We start from the raw sequence: 18,857 nt of genomic DNA on the forward strand, positions 1-18,857 counted from the left end.
CCGGAAAACCCCTATTGGGGTTTGCGATAGCTGTTGATGATGGCCGAAAAGTCTTTACCGCCTTCTCCGCGCAAACTCATGGCTTGATACAGTTGCTGGGCCACAGCGCCCAGCACCACCGGCTGATGCGCCTGACGTGCCGCCTCGGTGGCCAACCCCAGATCCTTGAGCATCAACTCGGCACCAAAGCCGCCGGTATAGCCGCGCGAGGCCGGCGCCGTTTCGACGATCCCGGGCCACGGGTTGTAGGCCTCCGAGCTCCAGCAACGCCCGGTTGAACTGTTGATCACCCCGGCCAGTACTTCGCTGTCGATGCCCAGTGCCGCGCCCAGCGCCATGGCTTCACTGACACCGACCATGGAAATCCCCAGCAGCAGGTTGTTGCAGATTTTAGCCACTTGGCCGGTGCCCACATCCCCACAACGGACGATGTTGCGCCCCATGAGTGAGAGTACCGGGTGCAGCGTGTCAAACAGGGCTTGAGTGGCACCGACCATAAACGTCAGCGTGCCGGCTTGTGCGCCGCCAGTGCCGCCGGACACCGGTGCGTCAGCCATTGGCACGCCCTGTTTGGCCGCGGCAGCAGCAACATCACGCGCGGTCTGCGGGTCGATGGTGCTGCAATCCACTGCAGGGACACCGTCGCCGATTCCGGCCAGCACGCCGTCCTCGCCCAGCCACACACTGCGCACATGGGCCGCCGCCGGCAGCATGGTGATCACCAGCTCCGTGCCTTTGGCGGCCTCGCGTGGCGAGGCACTGATGCGGCCGCCCAAGGCCGCCAGCTCTGCCAGGATGTCTTTGTTCAGGTCAAACAGGTTTAACGAATGCCCTGCCTTGAGCAGGTTGCGCGCCATGGGGGCGCCCATGTTGCCCAAGCCAATGAATGCGATGTTCATGATCCGGCCCTCAACGAAGATGGATGGTGGTATTGACGCCATCATTCACGCTGTCATCGTCGAACCAGCGACTGGTGACGGTCTTGGTCTGAGTATAGAACTGTACGACTTGCTTACCGTACGGCCCCAGATCCCCGAGTTTCGAGCCCCGTGAGCCGGTGAAACTGAAGAACGGCACCGGCACCGGGATCGGAATATTGATCCCGACCTGACCCACATCGATTTCGCTCTGGAACTTGCGTGCCGCGGCCCCGCTTTGAGTGAACAGCCCGGTACCGTTGCCAAACGGGTTGGCGTTAACCAGCGCGATGGCCTGATCCAGCGTGTCGACCTCGATCACCACCAGGACCGGTCCAAAGATTTCCTGGGTATAAATCTGCATGTCGGTGGTCACCCCGGAAAACAGGGTCGGCCCCACAAAGTTGCCCTGTTCAAACCCCGGCACTTTGATGCCGCGACCATCGAGTTCGAGAACCGCACCCTCTTTGATCCCGCTTTCGATCAGCCCCAGCACGCGTTCTTTCGCACGCTTGGAAATCAGTGGCCCCACGTCAGTGCCCGCTTCGCTGCCCGCGTTAACCTTGAGCTGCTGCGCCAGTGCCTTGAGGTCCGGCAGCCATTGTTTGGCCGCGCCCACCAGCACCACCACCGAGGTCGCCATGCAACGTTGACCGGCGGCACCAAAGCCCGCGCCGACCAGCGCATTGAGGGTTTGCTGGCGATTAGCGTCCGCCAGCACCACGGCGTGGTTCTTGGCGCCCATCATGGATTGCACACGTTTGCCGTGCCGACCGGCCAGGTCGTAGACATGAGTGCCGACAGCGGTTGAACCGACGAACGACACCGCCTTGATATCCGCGTGGGTGCAGAGTGCATCCACCACGTCCTTGCCACCGTGAACAACGTTCAGCACGCCTGGCGGTACACCGGCCTCCAGCGCCAGCTCGACCAGCATCAACGTCGACAGCGGGTCTTGCTCGGACGGTTTGAGGACAAAGGTATTACCGCAGGCAATGGCCATCGGGAACATCCACAACGGAATCATCGCCGGGAAGTTGAAGGGCGTGATCCCCGCACAAACACCGATCGGTTGACGCAAGGTGTAGGTATCAACACCGCCCGCGACGTTTTCAGCGAATTCACCCATCTGCAATGTGCCGATGGAGCACGCGTGCTCGACGACTTCAAGGCCACGAAAAATATCGCCCTCGGCGTCGGCAATGGTTTTGCCTTGTTCAGCGCTGAGGACGGTGGCGATGCGCTTGGAGTGCTCGCGTATCAGCGCCTGAAGTTTGAGCATGATGCGCATCCGGGCGCCGATTGGCGTCAGCTTCCAGGTCTGGAAGGCGCGCTGGGCAGCGTCGATGGCCGCGTTGACTTCATCGGGGGTGGCGAACGGAACTTTGGCCAGCACTTGTTGAGTGGCCGGGTTAACGATGTCGTGCCACTCAGTGGTCTGCGACTCGATCCATTCACCATCAATCAGCAAGCGGGCGTTTTGGTATGGGGCGGTAGAAACGTTCATGGAAGTCTCCGACATTATTTTTATGTTGCGTCAGTAGCGCGTGTACGGGCGTCCAGATTGGTCGCAGGACTGTTTTTGGAGTATAGGTGTGCGTTCTTCTAATAAGAACGCACATAAAAGCCGGTCTAACATGCAAAAAAACATCACATCGTTAAGCGCTTTGAACTGGGACGACCTGAAGTTTTTTCTTGAGGTGGCCCGCACCCGCAAAGCCAGCAGCGCAGCCAAACGCCTGGCCGTGGACTACACGACCGTGTCGCGCCGCATCAGCTCGCTGGAGGCCGCGCTCGGCACCTTGCTGTTTGAAAAATCGCGCACCAATGGCTTTACCCTGACCAGTGAAGGTCAGCGTCTGCTGGGTTATGCCGAGTCGATCGAAAGCACGCTGCACATGGCTTGCGAGCAGGTTTCAGGCTCTGGCGTGGCATTGTCGGGGCACGTGCGCATGGGTTGTACCGAGGGGTTTGGCAGCTTTTTCATCACGCCACAGTTGAGTCACTTTGTGGACGCCTACCCGGCCATTTCGGTGGATATCCTGCCACTGCCACACTTCATCAGCCTCTCCAAGCGCGAGGCGGATATCGTCATCGCGCTGGAGCGCCCGGAACACGGCCCCTACGTGTGCTGCAAGCTGTGCGATTACCGCCTGCAGCTGTTTGCGACCCAGGAATATCTGGATCAGCACCCGCCGATCCGCCGGCCTTCTGACCTGGCAGAGCACCCCTTTATCAGTTACGTCGACGATTTGGCATTCAGCTCGGAGTTGCTGTACCTGGCCAATGTGCTGCCCGGCGCCAGCGCCAACCTGCGCAGCACCAGCGTGATTGCGCAGTATGTGGCCGCTCAGCAAGGACGCTCACTGGCGATTCTGCCGTGTTTTCTGGCCGCCCAGGACCCGCGTTTGCTGCCGGTACTGCCGCAGGAGATCAACCTGACACGGCAGTTCTGGATGTACTGCCGGGAGGACCTGCGCAAGCTCAAGCGGATCACCCTGTTGTGGGATTACATCCGCGAAGTGACGGAGCTGAATGCGCCGTTGCTGCTGGGGGAAACCCGGGGGATGAAGTTTGCCGATTAACAGTTTTTCAAGGAATCAGGTGGCGAAATCGTAACGAGGTCAGCAAACCTTTTCCAACGGTTTGTAACATGAGTTGGTACTCAACTTGTAACACCTCGACGTCGACTTTCAGAGACACACAGGCACGCGATAAGGACCCCACGCGGGCACCCATGAAGAGATGCTGAAACACCAGTGTGAATTGCTGTGTGCTGAGCTGGAGAGGACACGCCGAGATTCACGCAGAGCGCACAAGAACATCGCCGGTCTGATCGTGATGTACCGTGACACCTCAGGAGAGCTTGGAGCCCTTAAGGTTGAGCATAAGCGACTACGCTAGACATTGAGCGATATGTACAGACGGGAAACAGAAGTGGTGACGAACAAAATGACTTATGCCTACGGCGATTAACGCTATCGACCTGATGAGCGGTGATGATTCGGTGACAGAACCTCAAGTACACCAAGAAGGGATGTTGACCATGACGAAAGATGAGCTTTTCGATGCCGTGCTAGCAGAAATGGAGCGTGTGTGGGGTGATCAGGGGTTTGGGGGTCACGTCGATGCTTACGGATGGTTGTACGAAAATTACGGCATCACTGAACAAGACGACCTCCATTGGCAGGACATCTGTGACCACTACGGGAACAATTTATCTGAATCGCTGGCAGACCTCTCAGATGAAGAGATTGCAGAGGTGATGGAGTTTGTTCAAGACGATAGTAGAGTGGAACGTTTTCTCACTAACTTTTTAGATCAGTATAGAAGCTCTACTGCGGTCTACTCTCATCCACCCGAAAAAGAATAGCCAGAGCACATAATGATAAAACGATTCGCAATATTTCTAGGCGTGATTGCAATAAATTGCAATGTGCATGCAGTTGATGCCAAGTATGTGACGCCTGAATTCAATGACAAGAATAGTCATGTATCCATGGTCTTTCTCTGTGCAGTGATCGGGGAGAAGGGTGGCTTTGATGCCGAGGCATTGCCAGCAGTGGCTAAATCATCTGCAAAAATGGGTGTACCTGCAAAGAAGGCAGGAGAGCTAATGGGTGATGCACTGACATGGTGGGAAACCAATCATGAGCAATACGACATTACAGGCATGTGGGAAGGCTCCTGTAGAGAGCCTTTGAATAACATGCGAAGAATGTACGTCGACCAATAATAAGCGAAGATATAGAATGCCCACCTCCGACTTTCTTGAGCAATCATTACAAACACTATCCAATAAAATTGGCAGTCTAAATGAACATAAGTGTGAGGCCGGCAAAATCTTTGAAGCACAACACAAAGCGATCTTAGAAGCACACGCACAGCTTCCAGAGTGGAGTATTCAGGCTCAAAAAGGGAAACTCTACTTCTTCCACTTTAGTTCGCCCTCTACCGGAACTCCGCTATCACTCCAAGGCAAGCACTTCGACCTTTCAGCACAATTAGAACTCAACACGATCCAGAAGTTAAAAGTCTACCAGTGGCTGCTTGTTGAAGCATATGAAGCGATTGAAGACTTTCTTGAAAAAGCCTATGCATACTGTGGTTCAAAGGGTATGGAACTGTGGGAGCGACCTAATAAATGGCAGCACGGAAGCTCAGAGGAAATCGACCACTACCTTAGCGTAAAATTGAGGGGCACTCCTTACGCACAACTAAAGGCATTCCGCACAAACTTGCATCACTTTGCAAAGTACGAATCCACAAACCCTAATCAAGTGAATTACAGGGTTGTTTTTGTATTGATAGAAAAGCTTCGCCACTTCATTGTACACAATGAGGGCTATGGTCAAGATTTCGATAAATTGATGACGCGGATACGGGGTGAGTTACCCGGCGTGGACTCCAAGCAACTTAAAAACTACGTTGACTCCTTCTTCACTTTGCATGGCGACAGATATTTGGTTGATTTGCTAGAGTTCCCAGTAGAAGACCCAACACTTCCGATTGGCGCGTACCATGACCAGATGCTAGGGCTTTTCAGAAACATTATGGAATATGCGGTTCTTATAACCGAGGGAATATACGAAAAACTTTTGAGCAACAACGACAATCTGCACAACGCATCTCCATAAAAACCCACCCACCCGCCGTGGGAAGTGGCCTTATGTATATGGCACTTGATTTTTTGCTGGCAAATATAATAATAGTGGCGCTGTAATTATTGCCCTGAGCAAGAGACATGAGTAGACTCAGCCAAACTCACATCAGAAGAGCAACCCATGAACACCTACAAATACTCAGCCTACTATAAAAATGGGCTAACATTTGAAGAGCTTTCCAAGGAAGAGCAAGAGCGTAATATCGGGCTGTTTTACACCGATGTGGTTAGCTACTTTGAGGATGGCGATGAAATCATCTCAATGGATGACAATGGTGTCGTGAGCATTCAAACAACTCTGGATGAGAAGGAGTGTGATGATCTGGTTGCAGAGGTAGCTATAGGGTTAGACCTCTTGCCGATGAAACATTGAATAGAGCGATTGCACAAGGATGAATCGCCCCGGGTTTCCTAGACACCTCTTTGCCTTAAACTGAGGCCAATTAGGAGGTGCCATGAGCAACCCGCGTTACCCCGAAGAATTCAAAATCCAAGCGGTCAATCAAGTTACTGAAAAGAAGCTTCCTGTCGCTGATGTAGCGGCCCGTCTCGGCGTGTCGACCCATAGCCTCTATGCCTGGATAAAACGCTACAGCAAACCTCAAGAAGAACGGCAGCAGGACTATGATCAGCACGCTGAACTGCGTCGTCTGAGAGCCGAACTAAAGCGCGTCACTGAAGAGTGAGACATCTTAAAAAAGGCCGCCGCGTACTTTGCCAAGGAGTGCGGTTGAAGTACGCCTTTATCAAACAGCGAGCCGGCGACTATTCCATTCGACGGCTTTGCCTGACGCTGAAAGTCCATCCCAGTGGCTATTACGCCTGGTTGTCTGAGCCGCAATCTGCACGTGCCAAAGACGACCAGCGACTGCTGGGTTTGATCAAGCATTCATGGCTGGAAAGTGGCGGCGTTTATGGCTATCGCAAAATCCATGACGATCTGCGCGAGGTAGGTGAAGTCTGCGGGCGCCATCGTGTGGCAAGGCTGATGCGTCTTGAAGGGCTGCGCTCTCAGACAGGTTATCGACGCCGCCCTGGAAAGTACGGCGGTAAGCCAGCGGTCGCTTCACCCACTACCTGTAGCCCTTAGACGCATGTAGTAAATACCGTTGCGTCGGTAGTGATACGGCTTGGCGAGTCTTGTCGTCGGCCTCACGGGAAACGTAAAACTTGTAACGCTGCTTGATACAGCAGATCGAGCTTCAAGAGTGTTCATGACGGTTAGCCCCTGTATTCATTGGGTTAACCTGATTTCCTTGAAGTTCTGGATGTACTGCCGCGAGGACCTGCGCAAGCTCAAGCGGATCACCCTGTTGTGGGATTACATCCGCGAAGTGACGGAGCTAAATGCGCCGTTGTTGCTGGGGGAAACCCGGGGGATGAAGTTTGCGGACTAAGGTCCTGAGGGTCTTAGCCACACCCGGGCGGCGATACACATCATCGCAGCCCGTGGCAGCGGCTACAGGCGGCCTTTAATCGGCGATCACCACGATCGACACCCGGCGGTTTTCAGTGCGTCCGGCACGGGTTTTGTTCGACGCGACGGGTTCGCGGCTGCCCAGCCCGCGGATCTGGATATTCTCAGGACGCATGCCCGTACGGGTCAGCACCTTGACCACGCTGTTGGCGCGGCGCACTGAAAGCTGTTCGTTATAAGACTCCTGCCCCGAGGCGTCGGTATGGCCATCAACCCGCACCCGCTGAATGTCGACTGCAAGCAAGGCGTTGCCGATACGTTCAACGATTTCCTGGCTCTGCGCATTGAGCACTTCAAGGTCGCTGCCAAACAGTACTTTGCCCGACAGGCCAAACGCCCAACCTTCTTCCGTCAGCTCAAATCCTTGCTGTTGCAATACTGCAATCTGCGCAGGGTTCAAGCCCGTTTGCGGAGCTGTCTGACAACCGTTCAAGGCCAGCATTGCCAACAACATGGCAAGCCCGAAAAACGGTGAATAACGTTGGATCAAAGCACGCATGGGGAAAATTAGCTCCTGGAAATAACGGAATTAACGGGGCGCTCCAGCACCGCGATCTGTTGTCCGCCTCGGGCGAGGCGTTTGGCCTGGTACATCGCCGAGTCCGCTGCACGCAGCAACGTATCCGGGTCAGCACCATGGTCGGGATAAACGGCAATACCAATGCTGAGCGAGGTCACTGCAGTGGTTTTACCGGGCAATTGAATCGGCTCCAGCATGCTGGCGATGATCTTGTCAGCAATGCGTTGAGCATCTTCGATCCTGTGCAAAGGGGTCAGGAGAATTGCAAACTCGTCACCTCCCATCCGTGCCACGACGTCACCTTCGCGCAATTGACCGCGAACCCGCGTCGCCACCGCCATCAACACCGCATCGCCCGCCGCATGACCGAAGGTGTCGTTGATGTCCTTGAAACGATCGCTGTCGAGAAACAGCACCGCGGCTTTTTCGGTGGGTTTGTGCAGCGAACGCAACGTCCGCGCCAGCCGGCCTTTAAAGTAGCCGCGATTGGGCAGGTTGGTCAGCGAGTCATGATTGGCCTGATGCGCCAGGGTCTGGTTTTCGTGCTGCAAGTGGCTTTGCCATGACTCCAGCTCATCGAGCAGCGCATTGAAGTCGTTGCCCAAGTCGTCCAGTTCAGCGATATCGGCGGGAGGCACTCGACGATCGAATGCCCGCTCGCACCGTGCCCCGTGAGCGACCTCGGCCAATTGCTGCAGCGGCCCGGTGATGCCCCCCAGTAAACGGCGCGACAGGTGCAGCGCACTCCATACGCTCAAGGCTGTGCACACCATGACCCCAAGCACACCACCGAGTAAGAAGCTCAACATATTGGCGCCGTGCACACTGACCACCACCGCCCCGATCTCATCCCCCTGATGCAGGATCGGCACGCTGATCGGTTGTTCAAGCAGGCTATTGGCCAACAACATTTCTACCTTCGACATCACGCCGTTATCGGGACGCTGCCATTGCGCCAGCAACTCACCCTGGGCGGTATAGATTTCGGCTTTGGCCACGGCCTCGGTGGACGAAATCATCGCCAACGCTTCGGTCGCCGCTACCCGATCATCGAACACCACGGCCGCTTCCACGGTGTAATTGATAGCACGGGCAATCAACTGCAGGTTGTGATCGGCATAGACCTTGAGCGCCAGAGCGCCCAACAATGTGAGCGAGACACTGGCCAGTGTCACGGCCACCAAGGCGACACCCAGGTGACCTCTGCGCAACACCGAGCGCAGGCGGCGACGACGACGAATACCAGGCGTTTTTGGCTGGTTCATGGCTGGGCTGCCCGGCGGCGTGACAGCTGCAACACACTGGGATGAATGCGTACGCCACTGCGGGAAACGGAATCGAGGTTGACCTCAAATGAGACTTTCTGATCACTGATGTGCAGACAAAACAGGCTGCCGACGGTGCATTGGTTACCGTCTTCACTGATGCTCAGCACGGCCAGTCCGTTCAACCGGCTAAACAGGTGGCTGCGCTCTTGCGCACTTAACCTGCCGAGATACACAGCGTTGCAGTCACTGGGAATGGCGGGATTATTCGTCAGCAAGCGACGGACGTGCACCGGCCTGCCGCTGGATTGAGTCGCACCTTTAAGCAGGTCATCGGTGTATTCGGTAGGCCCGATCACACACAACTGTAATTGGGTGGGCTCTGTCGGCCAGCGAGCGTAGCTGAGTATCCCCAGAACAACTTGGGTAACGGCTTTGGCACGTTGATCAGCCAGACTGATCGGCACGAGTGGTTGAGCCAGGCAAGGAGTGCTCAGCAGCAACACACCAAGGAGTAGCAGCCACAGCCGCCATCCAAGATGCTGTTCCGCTGAAGAGACTGCCACGTCCATGCAGGATTTCTCTGATATCGTTGTAGGAGTAATGTCGCAACGATAGCACAGCCTTTATCCAGACTGTGACACACATCACATTACGTCGACTCCTCTGCCGCAATTACGTCAAATCCAACATCAAGCCGCTCAAGCGTTTGACCTTGCGCTGCACAGCCTCTTCAAACACACCGGCACGCGGCTCGATCAGGCTGAACCAGTGCTTGGCGCGGGTGATGCCGGTGTAGATCAGCTCTTTGGTCAAAACCGGATTGAGTGCTTCCGGTAGAACCAGCGCCGTGTGCGAAAACTCCGAGCCCTGCGATTTGTGAACGGTCATGGCGTACACCGTTTCAACATCATTGAGCCGGCTTGGCAGAACAAAGCGGATCCCGCCCTGCCCGTCGTTGCGGGCAAACGCCACGCGCAATACAGAACGTTGCGTCTGGCCATCACGCTCCGGGAGTTTGAGCGCGATACCAATGTCACCATTCATCAAGCCCAGACCGTAATCATTACGGGTCATCAACACCGGGCGGCCTTCATACCAATGCTGATCGCTGTCGATCAACTGGCTGGCGTACAAGGCGCGGGTAATGCGTTCATTCAAACCCTCTACCCCCCATGGCCCCTTGCGTACGGCACACAGCACCTGGAACGCCTCGAATGCGTCCAGCACCTTGCCCGCCCAGGCGGCCCAACACGGGTCTTCCAGCCCGGCATCTACCGCCGGCCGCTGATTGCGCAACACTTCAAGATAATGCCGGTAGCCCTTGGCCTCGGCACTTCGGCCCTCCAGCGCCAAGCGCTCAAAGGCACGGTCACGCTCGCCCTTGAGCGGTAGCGCGAACAAGTCGGCATGGCTGCCGGCCGCCAATAACGCCCGTGCCTCCCGGGACTGTTGCTGATTGACCAGTCGCGAGAGCCGACCGATGCCGCTGCCTTCACCAAAACGTCGTGAATGACGCAACATCACCACTTGCTGAGCCAATGGATGCGTACCGTCCAGGTCTTGCTGCAAGTCACTGGTGCTGAGTTGTTCACCGCTGACCTGCTCCAGCCACGCACGGGTTTGCGGGGTGTACCAGCCCGCCTCTGCATCGCGGCACAAATCCCCCAGCACCGCACCGGCTTCTACCGAGGCCAGTTGATCCTTGTCCCCCAGCAGCACCAACCGTGCATGGGCCGGCAAGGCATCGAGCAGGTTGGCCATCATTTCCAGATCGATCATCGACGCTTCGTCGACCACCAATACATCCAGCGGCAGACGGTTACCCGCATGATGACGAAAGTGTCGCGTGCCGGGACGGCTGCCCAGCAGGCGGTGAACCGTCGTCACGTCGCTGGGGATTTTTTGCCTGACCTTGTCGTCCACTTCCAACGATTTGACTTGCAGGCTGATGGACTCGGTCAGGCGGGCTGCCGCCTTGCCGGTTGGCGCTGCCAGACGGATGCGCAATGGCACGCCCGCTTCGACAGCCGGGGCCTGGAGCAGAGCCAGCAAACGCACCACGGTGGTGGTTTTGCCGGTACCCGGCCCCCCGGTCACGATGCTGAAGGCACCCCGGGTAGCCACGGCGCAAGCCAGTTTCTGCCAGTCAATCGGTGCAGTGGCCGCTGGCGTGCCGAACAATGCCGTCAAACGCGCTGGCAAGTCATCCGGCGTGGGTTCCGGGGCCGCCAGGCGCTGGCGCAACGCGCTGTCGATTCGTCGCTCATAAGCCCAGTAACGGCGTAAATACAGACGGCGTTCGCTCAGGACCAAAGGCCGGCTGGCGGCATCTGCCGTTGGCCGGCCTGCATGCTCGACCAGCGCACTGGCCTGAAGGGCTTTGCACCAGGCGTTGCCATCCAGCGCCTCCAGCAACTGCGAGGGCAACAACATGGCCCCGGTCTGGAGGTCGCCTTCAGGTGGCAGAGACAGTGCGAAGTCCGGCTCCTTGAGGGTTTCAAACAGATCAAGGCACACATGCCCGTGGCCCAGTTGATGACTGGTCAACGCCGCCGCCAACAACACCAACGGATCGCCGTGCGGATCACGCTCATGGAGAAACGCTACGAACGCTTTATCCAGCGCACGCAACCAACCCCGCTCGACCCAACGCTCCAGCAACAGCAGCAAGTCGCCGGCCTGGCTCAGGGGTTGCAACCGGGCAAGGCTTTCGGCCGTCAACGGTGTCGGCAACAGCTCTGCAAATGAACGACTCATAACAACACTCCCTGTTCCCACACCGGTTCAGCCTGCTGCAGGGGTTTGCCCTGGAACATCAGGTCCAGGCTTTCGATCAACACCCGCGGCGGCCGTGTAAAGAACACGCCCTGCCCTTGAGAACGGGTACCGCGCAAGAATAAATACAGCGCGCCCCCCATGTGCCGGTCGTAGTCGTAATCAGCCAGCCGCGCCTTGAGTTGACGGTGCAGGGCCAACAGATACAAGACGTATTGCAGGTCGTAGCGGTTATCCAGAATAGAGGCCGTCATCGCGTGCTCGGTATAGGCCTCGTCGTCGCTGCCCAGCCAGTTGGATTTGTAGTCCGCCACGTAATAGCGCCCGGCATGCTCGAAGGTCAGGTCGATAAATCCTTTGAACATGCCATTGAGCAAGCTCGGCTCGACCGCGGCACGCGAAGCACCGCCGTGAGTGTGCTGACGCACAAGCGCGTCCAGTTGCACCACATCCACTTTGTGGCTGGCGAACCAGAACTCCATTTCGATCTGGTACTGACTCAACTGGCTCAACACCACCGCTGGCTGGCCATTGTTCAGACGCAGCGGTTCATCCTGCAGGTGGTGCAGCCAGTCGCTCAGGGTTTCGATCCAGCCCTGCCAGCCGCGCCGGTTACACCGCCGCGCCACCGCATCGTGGATGGCCGGCGGGGCGGCCTTGAACCCTTCGCTCCCGGCCCATTCAAGCAGGCCGTGAAGGAAGGTCCCGGGATTGGGCCCACGAGGAAAGCGGTGAATATCGCCACCGCTGAGCAACACATCACGCGGCGCATCGGGATCCAGACGCTCGTCATCCGAAAGCTTCTGTGCCAAGGCGCTTTCAGGTGCCTCGGCTGGGCTAAGGCTGTCGCTGATTCGCAATGCACTGTAGGACGCAATCCACCAGTTCTCGGCTGCGCGCCGCACCGGGACGCGAGGTTTCAGCAAGCTCGCTTGATTGGCCGGCGGGTAGAAATGCTGCTCGCTAACGAGAGGTACAGGCATGCACTGCATGCCTTCACACCCTTGCTGCGTGTCGGCAAGCCAGCATTCCAGCCCCACAGACTCGGAGAGCAACGCCCCGCCACCCAACAAGTAACCCAAGGCCGAAAGGTGCAAAACCGAGCGATTGTTGTTACCCCGCTTGAGGTCGGCCACACCGAGCCAGCAAGCATGCCGGGCACGGGTCAACGCCACGTAGAGCAAGCGCAAGTCTTCGGCCAGGCGCTCGTCATCGGCCTGGACGATCAGCTCCGGAGCAGGGCTCAAACTGACGTGAGCATTGCCTTGGGCATCGTGGTAATGCAAAGGCAGGCGACTGCCATCCACAGGCTTTGCCGAACAGATGAACGGCAAGAACACCAAAGGATATTCCAGGCCCTTGGACTTGTGGATGGTCACCACTTTGACCAGTTGTTCATCGCTTTCAAGACGCAGGATCTGCTCTTCGCCCGCCTGCCCGGACAATGCCAGGTGTTCGGCCAGATGCCGAATCAACGCCTGCTCACCATCCAGTTCGGCGGCAGCCTGTTGCAAGAGCTCGGACAGGTGCAGCACGTTGGTCAAGACACGCTCGCCATCGACCCGGGCGATCAGTGCCTGGGGCAGTTCAAAGTCATGGAGCAAACGGCGCAACATGGCGAGCACCCCTTGCTTGCGCCAGGTTTCGCGATAGCCACGGAATTGCATAACGCGCTTTTCCCAGGCCAGTTCATCCTGATTCAAACGCTCCAGCTCGATCAAGGGCAGGTCCAACGTGATGCACGCCAGCGCGGCGCGTAGGGGGCGCTCGACGTCAGGCTCGGCGCAGGCTTTGAGCCAGGCCAACACATCGTGCGCTTCCTGTGCGGCGTAAACCGAATCCTTATCCGACAAGTAAACGCTACGCACACCACGACTCAACAGTTCGCGCCGAACAGCCTGCGCCTCCTTACCGTCACGTACCAGAATCGCGATATCAGCCGGCAACACGCCTCGCACAATGTGGCCGTCCACGGCAAAGCCGCAGCGACCTTGCTGCCCGCCATTGAGCAACTCAACAATCTGGCTGGCACACACTGCCGCCAGTTGCTGACGATAAACCGCACCCGACACCGGTTGCTCTGAAGGCAATTGCCAGAGGGTTAACGCAGTGGCGGGCTGCCCGTCCAGCTGCAAGACTTCCTTGCGCCCCTGGGATTTCACCGAAACAAATGGCACAGGGTTTTCAGAGCCCTCGCGGAACAGGAATGCACCCCGGCCATTCTCTCTGTGCTCGGCCCGCTCAAAGATGTGGTTTACCGCGTTGACCATCGCGTGACTTGAACGGAAGTTGGTGTCCAGCGTGTGCAGTCGCCCCTGAGTAGCGTGACGGGCACGCAAATAGGTGTAGATGTCAGCACCGCGAAAGGCGTAGATCGCCTGCTTCGGATCGCCGATCAGGAACAGGCCGGTGTCGGGGTTGTTCTCTTCGATGCGGTAGACGGTTTGGAAGATGCGGTACTGCACCGGGTCGGTGTCCTGAAATTCATCAATCAGCGCCACCGGGAACTGTTCGCGAATCAGGATCGCCAATCGCTCGCCACCCTCTGCCTGCAGGGCATTGTCCAGTCTGAGCAGCATGTCATCGAAGCCCATCTCGGCGCGGCGCCGTTTTTCTTCTTCAAAGCGTACGCTAACCCAGCAGGCCGCATGCTGCAGAACGGCGGCATCCGGGGTCGGCAAGGCATCAAGTGCCGCTTTGAGGACAAGCATGGCGTCCAGTGCCGGATGCTGCGGCGGTTCACCTTTCCAGGCCTCGGCCATACCGTCCGGGGTCAGACGGCTGAAGCCGGTGCCCAGGTCCAGTTGCTCCTGGGACTCGTCGCTGGCCCAGGCGCTGAGTTTTTCAAACCAGGGCTCAAAATAGCGGGCCTGCATTTTTCGACCGTCGACCGTTTTACTGGCAACGCCTTGCAGGCAAATCTCGCGCAACTCCTGGGCCCATTGCAGCCACGGCGTTTTAAGTTGTGACAGCGCCTCGCGACGCTGTTGCAAACAAGCCTCAATCATTTCTGCCGGCGTTTGCTCTGTGACAGGCGCCTGACGCGAGCTGGCGAACAGTGCCCGAACCCGCGGCAACAAAGCCGCAGGCCCGCTCCAGTTGGCACGTACCCAGTTCAATGCATCACCGTGCATGGGGTAGCAAAACAGTCGCCAATAGTCGCGTAATACTTCGCCCAGCAAATCGCTGTGGTCGGTTTCAAGCGTTTGGGTGAACAGACTGCCGCTGTCAAAAGCGTGCTCACGCAACATCCGCTGGCACCAACTGTGGATGGTCGAAACCGCAGCCTCATCCATCCACTGCGCAGCGATATCGAGGCGCCCGGCACACGCGGCCCATTGCCCGGGATCGAATTGATCACGCAGCTGTGCAACCAAGGTATCGGGGGCGTCAATCTCGTCACGGAAATACCGTGCAGCCTCTGCCAGCCGGGTGCGAATACGATCACGCAGCTCTTTGGTGGCCGCATCGGTGAAGGTCACCACCAGGATTTGCGGCGGTAGCAACTCGCGGCCAAAGTCCGCGCCATCGCCACCGTGCCCCAATATCAAACGCAGATAGAGTGCTGAGATAGTGAAGGTTTTGCCGGTGCCGGCGCTGGCTTCAATCAACTGGCTGCCGCGTAACGGAAAGCCTAGTGCCAAAGGTAGGGTTTGCGCACTCATCAACGGGCTGCCTCGCTGCTCAATGAACGCCAGGGCGCCTCAAATAGGGGTCGATAAAGGGCGTCGCACCACCCTTCGAATTCAGCATTGGCCATCAAGGCCGCATAGTCCGGAAACTGGCGGGCCAAGGCTGCGCTTTCGCGGCGCTCACCGTCGCTGGTTTGTCCGTCACCTTCGTAGGCTTTTTGCGCTGCAGCGTCGGCCTTGGCCGGGTCTGTCTGTGCCAGCCAGGCAAATGCCGTTTTGACCGCAATGGGCAGCGGACGCCCCATGCCGACTTTCCAGGACACCAGCAAATTACCCAGAATGTCACGGGCTTGCCCGGGCTCCAGAGGCCCGAGCAGCAAAGTGTCATCGCTGGCCACCAGCGCGGTGGACATGTCCAGGCCGCTGGCACAGGCCACCAGATGATTAACCCAGGGGCGAGTCAGTCGGTGCCATTTACGGGTTTTAATTGCGCCGATGCTATTCGGAATCGTCGTGACGGACAGTAAGCCTTTGTCACTTCGCTGATGCAGGTGACTGAGCCAGCCCTCAAGGAGCAGGCCATGGTCTTCGAAACTGACAGGCAGGGCCGTGTTCAGCGGTGTTGGCCACAGGGCCAGTAACTGCTGATAGCGTTGCAGCACATCCGGTAACGGCTCGATCAACTCATCCTGCAAGCACTCGCCAAAACCGGCCATGGGTAACAAGCCGCTCCCCTGCAACCGCAAAGCACGCGCATGCAAGGCCTGCTCAAACTGATCAGGCTGCGCCAGTGCGGCTTCGAGCAAGCTGTCACTCAAGGTGTAACGCTGTAACGCATCAAGCACGAATGGCTCTTCATCCGCCAAAGGCACTTCGGCTGCCTCAAAGAAGACTTTCAGACGCTGACTAAAGAAGTGACGAACGGGGTTACGCAAAAAATCCTGCAACTGCGTCAGATTCAGCGGTTCTTCCTGTTGATAGGCTTCCAGCGTGGCGGGCAGGGCTCGCTCAGGCTTGGGCTCGTGCAATTGCTGCCATTCACGGGCATAGCTGAACAGGTTCGAATCGCCTTCATGGAAATAGCGCGTACTGAACGGCTGAAGCGGATGCTCCTGGGTCATGGCATCCAGCAGGTCATGGTCGCCTGACAGTTGCCAGCCGTTGGCCAGGTGATCGCGTAGCTGGCCGATCAATACACAGGCCGGACGCTCTGAGTTGTCGCGAATACTGCGCCCTACCCAACTGACATAAAGCTGATCCCGGGCAGAAAGCAGCGCTTCGAGCAGCAGATAACGATCATCCTCACGGCGGGATCGATCGCCCGGACGATAGTCGCTGCCCATCAAGTCAAAATCCAGAGGCGGCTGTGCCCGCGGGTAGTCACCATCATTCATGCCTAGCAGGCATACCAGCTTGAACGGGATCGCACGCATGGGCATCAAGGTACAAAAATTGACGGCACCGGCCAGAAAGCGTTGTGACAACTTGCCTTGGTCGAGTCCGGCCAGCCATGCTTCGCGCACCACCGTCAGCGGTAACTCATCCTGCAGTCCCACTTGCTCACAGGTCTCCAGCCATGTTTCACGCAGCTCCTCAAGCTGGGCCAGCAAGTAATCGTCGTGCTCGGTTTCGGCCAGGAAGAACAGCTGCATCAAGGCTTGCAGGCGCTCTCCCCACTGTTGTGGCAGCGCCGGTTGCGACAGTTCCCGGTGGGCAATTTCCAGGGCATCAAGCAACGCCACGAGCGGTCCGATCAATACCGCATCAAGGCCGCCAATTTCATCATAGGGCTCGATGCCATCGCAGGCCTCGCCACTGCCGACGGCATAGCCGAGCAACATGCGACGCAAGCCGAAGCGCCAACTGTTTTGCTCCAGTTGTGACGGCAAGCCAAGGCCCGCCCGCTGCTCGGCACTCAACCCCCAGCGAATCCCTGCGCCCTCAATCCAGCGATGCAAGGTCGGCAAATCGCGCTCTTGTACTTTAAAACGAGCACGCAGGGCTGGCACATCCAGCAGGTCCAGAATTTCACTGACCGGGAAGCGGCTATCAGGCAACTTCAGCAGATGCTCAATGGCAATCAATAACGGGTCACGCCCACGCTGACCTTGATCGGCCAGGGTGTAGGGAATAAACCGGCGATCATCACGTTCGATTTGTCCAAATACCGCACGGATATGCGGCGCATAACTGTCGACATCCGGCACCATCACAATCACATCGCGAGGCTGCAGATCAGGATTTTCACTAAAGCGTGCAAGTAACTGGTCGTGAAGGATCTCAACTTCTCGTTGTGCACTGTGGGCAACGTGGAAGCGAATTGAATTGTCGTGCGCCAGATCAACAGGAGGCCACAGCTCGCGGGTTTCGTTGAGAGGGCGCAACTCCAGAATGTCATCCTGCAATTGGTTCAGCATGTTGAGCGGTTCAACTTCACTGAACAGGTCGATACGCCCATCCCGAAAAGCCGCACGGTAACTGTTGGGGTCATCATAACTGTCGAGCAGGTTGATGTAGTCGCGCCCCTGCTTTCCCCACGCTGCAAGCAATGGGTGTGCGTGTTGATGCAGGATGTCTGGATCCAGCGCTGTGGGCATCCCGGCTTTGCGGGCTTGGCGTTTGTACTGATGACGCAGCAGATCTTTGTCAGCCACGATGTCAGACCAATGGTGTCGGCATGGATTGTGAACACACAGCAACACCTGACTGAATCGGGCCAGTCCGGCCAATGCTTCGAGCGCCTGTGCAGGCAGCGAAGAAATACCGAACACGATCACCCGCGACGGCAAGCCGGGCGGGGCTTGCTCGAGGCTGTTTATTTTCTCGATAAAGCGTTGGTGCACGCCCGCCCGGCTCTGGGACATGCCCTCCTCCCCGACATCCAGCAACAACGCGCGCCACAACTCGGCTTGCCAGCAATTGGCCGGGCTCAGGGCCGGGCTTTCGCCCCGTGCATTGCGTAATTGATGACGACCGGCTGCCCAGTCCTCCAGCCAGTCCGCCCGATAGACCTGGTATTGGTCAAACAAGTCTGCGAGACGTTCTGAGAGCTGGTAGCGCTTGCGCAAGTCGGTGTCATGGGTCAGGAAGCGCTGGAGCGGCTCAAAGTGCGGTTGATCGATCAGAGCGGGGAGTAAACGCATCAAGCGCCAGGTCAGGGGCGCTTTATCCAGCAGAGACTTGGCCGGGATCTCTTCGCTCCCCAGAACCAGCCGATAAAGCTGCCACATGAAACTGCCTGGCAGTTGCACATCCACCGCTGCGGCAATACCACAGCCGCCAGAGTCATCGTCCTGAGCATCCTCGGCCAGAGCCAGCTTTAACCATTGGGCAATACCATTACTCTGGACCAGCGCAATTTCGTTTTCCAAAGGCGCCAAAGGATAGCGGCGCATCCAGCTGACAACCAGGCTGCGTAACTCATCGAGGCGGTTACCGTGAACCACCATGAAACCCGCATTGAGAGACGTAGCAACCGGCATGTCGGCATCCTTAGGAGAAAGCAAATCCAAAGGCGAACCTTAACATTGCTCGCAGGGATTGGTGAGAGTCTAGCTGCAGGCCTGGCGGGAGCAGAACACCTGGCTTTTCTCGGCACAAAAACA

General features: G+C 57.4%; 13 protein-coding genes and 2 pseudogenes. 7 read left to right on the forward strand and 8 right to left on the reverse strand.

The window, feature by feature from the left end; genetic code table 11:
• Positions 1-11: 11 nt before the first annotated feature.
• Together mmsB and AWM69_RS20690 are read right to left on the reverse strand one after the other, a co-directional pair.
• Positions 12-899, reverse strand: coding sequence for a 3-hydroxyisobutyrate dehydrogenase (gene mmsB / locus AWM69_RS20685; RefSeq protein WP_218728233.1), 888 nt, complete (start codon positions 897-899; stop codon positions 12-14).
• Positions 900-909: 10 nt separating this feature from the next.
• Entirely contained in the window at positions 910-2,424 is a 1,515-nt protein-coding gene (locus AWM69_RS20690; protein WP_131654904.1) for a CoA-acylating methylmalonate-semialdehyde dehydrogenase, read from the reverse strand.
• Positions 2,425-2,554: 130 nt separating this feature from the next.
• On the opposite strand from AWM69_RS20690, the gene AWM69_RS20695 reads away from it, so the two are divergent.
• From AWM69_RS20695 to AWM69_RS20725, 7 genes and pseudogenes are all read left to right on the forward strand, one after another.
• Positions 2,555-3,502: a LysR family transcriptional regulator gene (locus AWM69_RS20695; protein ID WP_048383459.1), complete on the forward strand. Its 948-nt coding sequence runs from the start codon at positions 2,555-2,557 to the stop codon at positions 3,500-3,502.
• A 374-nt stretch (positions 3,503-3,876) separates the two neighbouring features.
• Positions 3,877-4,290 carry a hypothetical protein gene (locus tag AWM69_RS20700; RefSeq protein ID WP_168757204.1) on the forward strand — a complete coding sequence of 138 codons (414 nt, stop codon included), beginning with the start codon at positions 3,877-3,879 and terminating at the stop codon, positions 4,288-4,290.
• 12 nt (positions 4,291-4,302) lie between these two features.
• Positions 4,303-4,653: a hypothetical protein gene (locus AWM69_RS20705; RefSeq protein ID WP_218728234.1), complete on the forward strand. Its 351-nt coding sequence runs from the start codon at positions 4,303-4,305 to the stop codon at positions 4,651-4,653.
• A 16-nt stretch (positions 4,654-4,669) separates the two neighbouring features.
• Positions 4,670-5,554, forward strand: coding sequence for a hypothetical protein (locus tag AWM69_RS20710; RefSeq protein WP_218728235.1), 885 nt, complete (start codon positions 4,670-4,672; stop codon positions 5,552-5,554).
• 147 nt (positions 5,555-5,701) lie between these two features.
• Complete coding sequence (locus AWM69_RS20715; RefSeq protein ID WP_218728236.1) at positions 5,702-5,953, forward strand: hypothetical protein; 252 nt, start codon at positions 5,702-5,704, stop codon at positions 5,951-5,953.
• An 82-nt stretch (positions 5,954-6,035) separates the two neighbouring features.
• Positions 6,036-6,652 (forward strand): annotated as a pseudogene (locus AWM69_RS20720) (IS3 family transposase); the annotation flags it as partial.
• A gap of 178 nt (positions 6,653-6,830) precedes the next feature.
• Positions 6,831-6,977, forward strand: a pseudogene (locus AWM69_RS20725) (LysR family transcriptional regulator); the annotation flags it as partial.
• A 75-nt stretch (positions 6,978-7,052) separates the two neighbouring features.
• On the opposite strand, the gene AWM69_RS20730 reads toward AWM69_RS20725, so the two are convergent.
• The 6 genes from AWM69_RS20730 to recC all read right to left on the reverse strand — a co-directional run bounded on the left by AWM69_RS20730 (position 7,053) and on the right by recC (position 18,734).
• The gene (locus AWM69_RS20730) at positions 7,053-7,556 is read right to left on the reverse strand and encodes an OmpA family protein (RefSeq protein ID WP_218728237.1); all 504 of its coding nucleotides are present in this window, start codon (positions 7,554-7,556) and stop codon (positions 7,053-7,055) included.
• Between the two features lie 8 nt (positions 7,557-7,564).
• Positions 7,565-8,842, reverse strand: a complete 1,278-nt coding sequence (locus AWM69_RS20735) for a diguanylate cyclase domain-containing protein (RefSeq protein WP_218728238.1) — start codon at positions 8,840-8,842, stop codon at positions 7,565-7,567.
• Complete coding sequence (locus AWM69_RS20740; RefSeq protein WP_218728239.1) at positions 8,839-9,414, reverse strand: YfiR family protein; 576 nt, start codon at positions 9,412-9,414, stop codon at positions 8,839-8,841. Before AWM69_RS20740 ends, AWM69_RS20735 begins: the two co-directional genes overlap by 4 nt.
• A gap of 103 nt (positions 9,415-9,517) precedes the next feature.
• Positions 9,518-11,602, reverse strand: a complete 2,085-nt coding sequence (gene recD, locus AWM69_RS20745) for an exodeoxyribonuclease V subunit alpha (protein ID WP_218728240.1) — start codon at positions 11,600-11,602, stop codon at positions 9,518-9,520.
• Positions 11,599-15,285, reverse strand: coding sequence for an exodeoxyribonuclease V subunit beta (gene recB, locus AWM69_RS20750; protein ID WP_218728241.1), 3,687 nt, complete (start codon positions 15,283-15,285; stop codon positions 11,599-11,601). The genes recD and recB overlap by 4 nt, the downstream gene beginning before the upstream one ends.
• Positions 15,285-18,734: an exodeoxyribonuclease V subunit gamma gene (gene recC, locus AWM69_RS20755; protein ID WP_218728242.1), complete on the reverse strand. Its 3,450-nt coding sequence runs from the start codon at positions 18,732-18,734 to the stop codon at positions 15,285-15,287. The genes recB and recC overlap by 1 nt, the downstream gene beginning before the upstream one ends.
• Positions 18,735-18,857 lie beyond the last annotated feature (123 nt).

The sequence above is a fragment of the Pseudomonas sp. D1HM genome (assembly GCF_019266105.1).
Lineage (GTDB): Bacteria > Pseudomonadota > Gammaproteobacteria > Pseudomonadales > Pseudomonadaceae > Aquipseudomonas > Aquipseudomonas taetrolens.

Excerpts from the sequence above, each read along its gene's own strand:
- mmsB (WP_218728233.1), bottom strand. The coding sequence starts at position 899 with ATGAACATCGCATTCATTGGCTTGGGCAACATGGGCGCCCCCATGGCG.
- AWM69_RS20690 (WP_131654904.1), bottom strand. The coding sequence starts at position 2,424 with ATGAACGTTTCTACCGCCCCATACCAAAACGCCCGCTTGCTGATTGAT.
- AWM69_RS20695 (WP_048383459.1), top strand. The coding sequence starts at position 2,555 with ATGCAAAAAAACATCACATCGTTAAGCGCTTTGAACTGGGACGACCTG.
- AWM69_RS20700 (WP_168757204.1), top strand. The coding sequence starts at position 3,877 with ATGCCTACGGCGATTAACGCTATCGACCTGATGAGCGGTGATGATTCG.
- AWM69_RS20705 (WP_218728234.1), top strand. The coding sequence starts at position 4,303 with ATGATAAAACGATTCGCAATATTTCTAGGCGTGATTGCAATAAATTGC.
- AWM69_RS20710 (WP_218728235.1), top strand. The coding sequence starts at position 4,670 with ATGCCCACCTCCGACTTTCTTGAGCAATCATTACAAACACTATCCAAT.
- AWM69_RS20715 (WP_218728236.1), top strand. The coding sequence starts at position 5,702 with ATGAACACCTACAAATACTCAGCCTACTATAAAAATGGGCTAACATTT.
- AWM69_RS20730 (WP_218728237.1), bottom strand. The coding sequence starts at position 7,556 with ATGCGTGCTTTGATCCAACGTTATTCACCGTTTTTCGGGCTTGCCATG.
- AWM69_RS20735 (WP_218728238.1), bottom strand. The coding sequence starts at position 8,842 with ATGAACCAGCCAAAAACGCCTGGTATTCGTCGTCGTCGCCGCCTGCGC.
- AWM69_RS20740 (WP_218728239.1), bottom strand. The coding sequence starts at position 9,414 with ATGGACGTGGCAGTCTCTTCAGCGGAACAGCATCTTGGATGGCGGCTG.
- recD (WP_218728240.1), bottom strand. The coding sequence starts at position 11,602 with ATGAGTCGTTCATTTGCAGAGCTGTTGCCGACACCGTTGACGGCCGAA.
- recB (WP_218728241.1), bottom strand. The coding sequence starts at position 15,285 with ATGAGTGCGCAAACCCTACCTTTGGCACTAGGCTTTCCGTTACGCGGC.
- recC (WP_218728242.1), bottom strand. The coding sequence starts at position 18,734 with ATGCCGGTTGCTACGTCTCTCAATGCGGGTTTCATGGTGGTTCACGGT.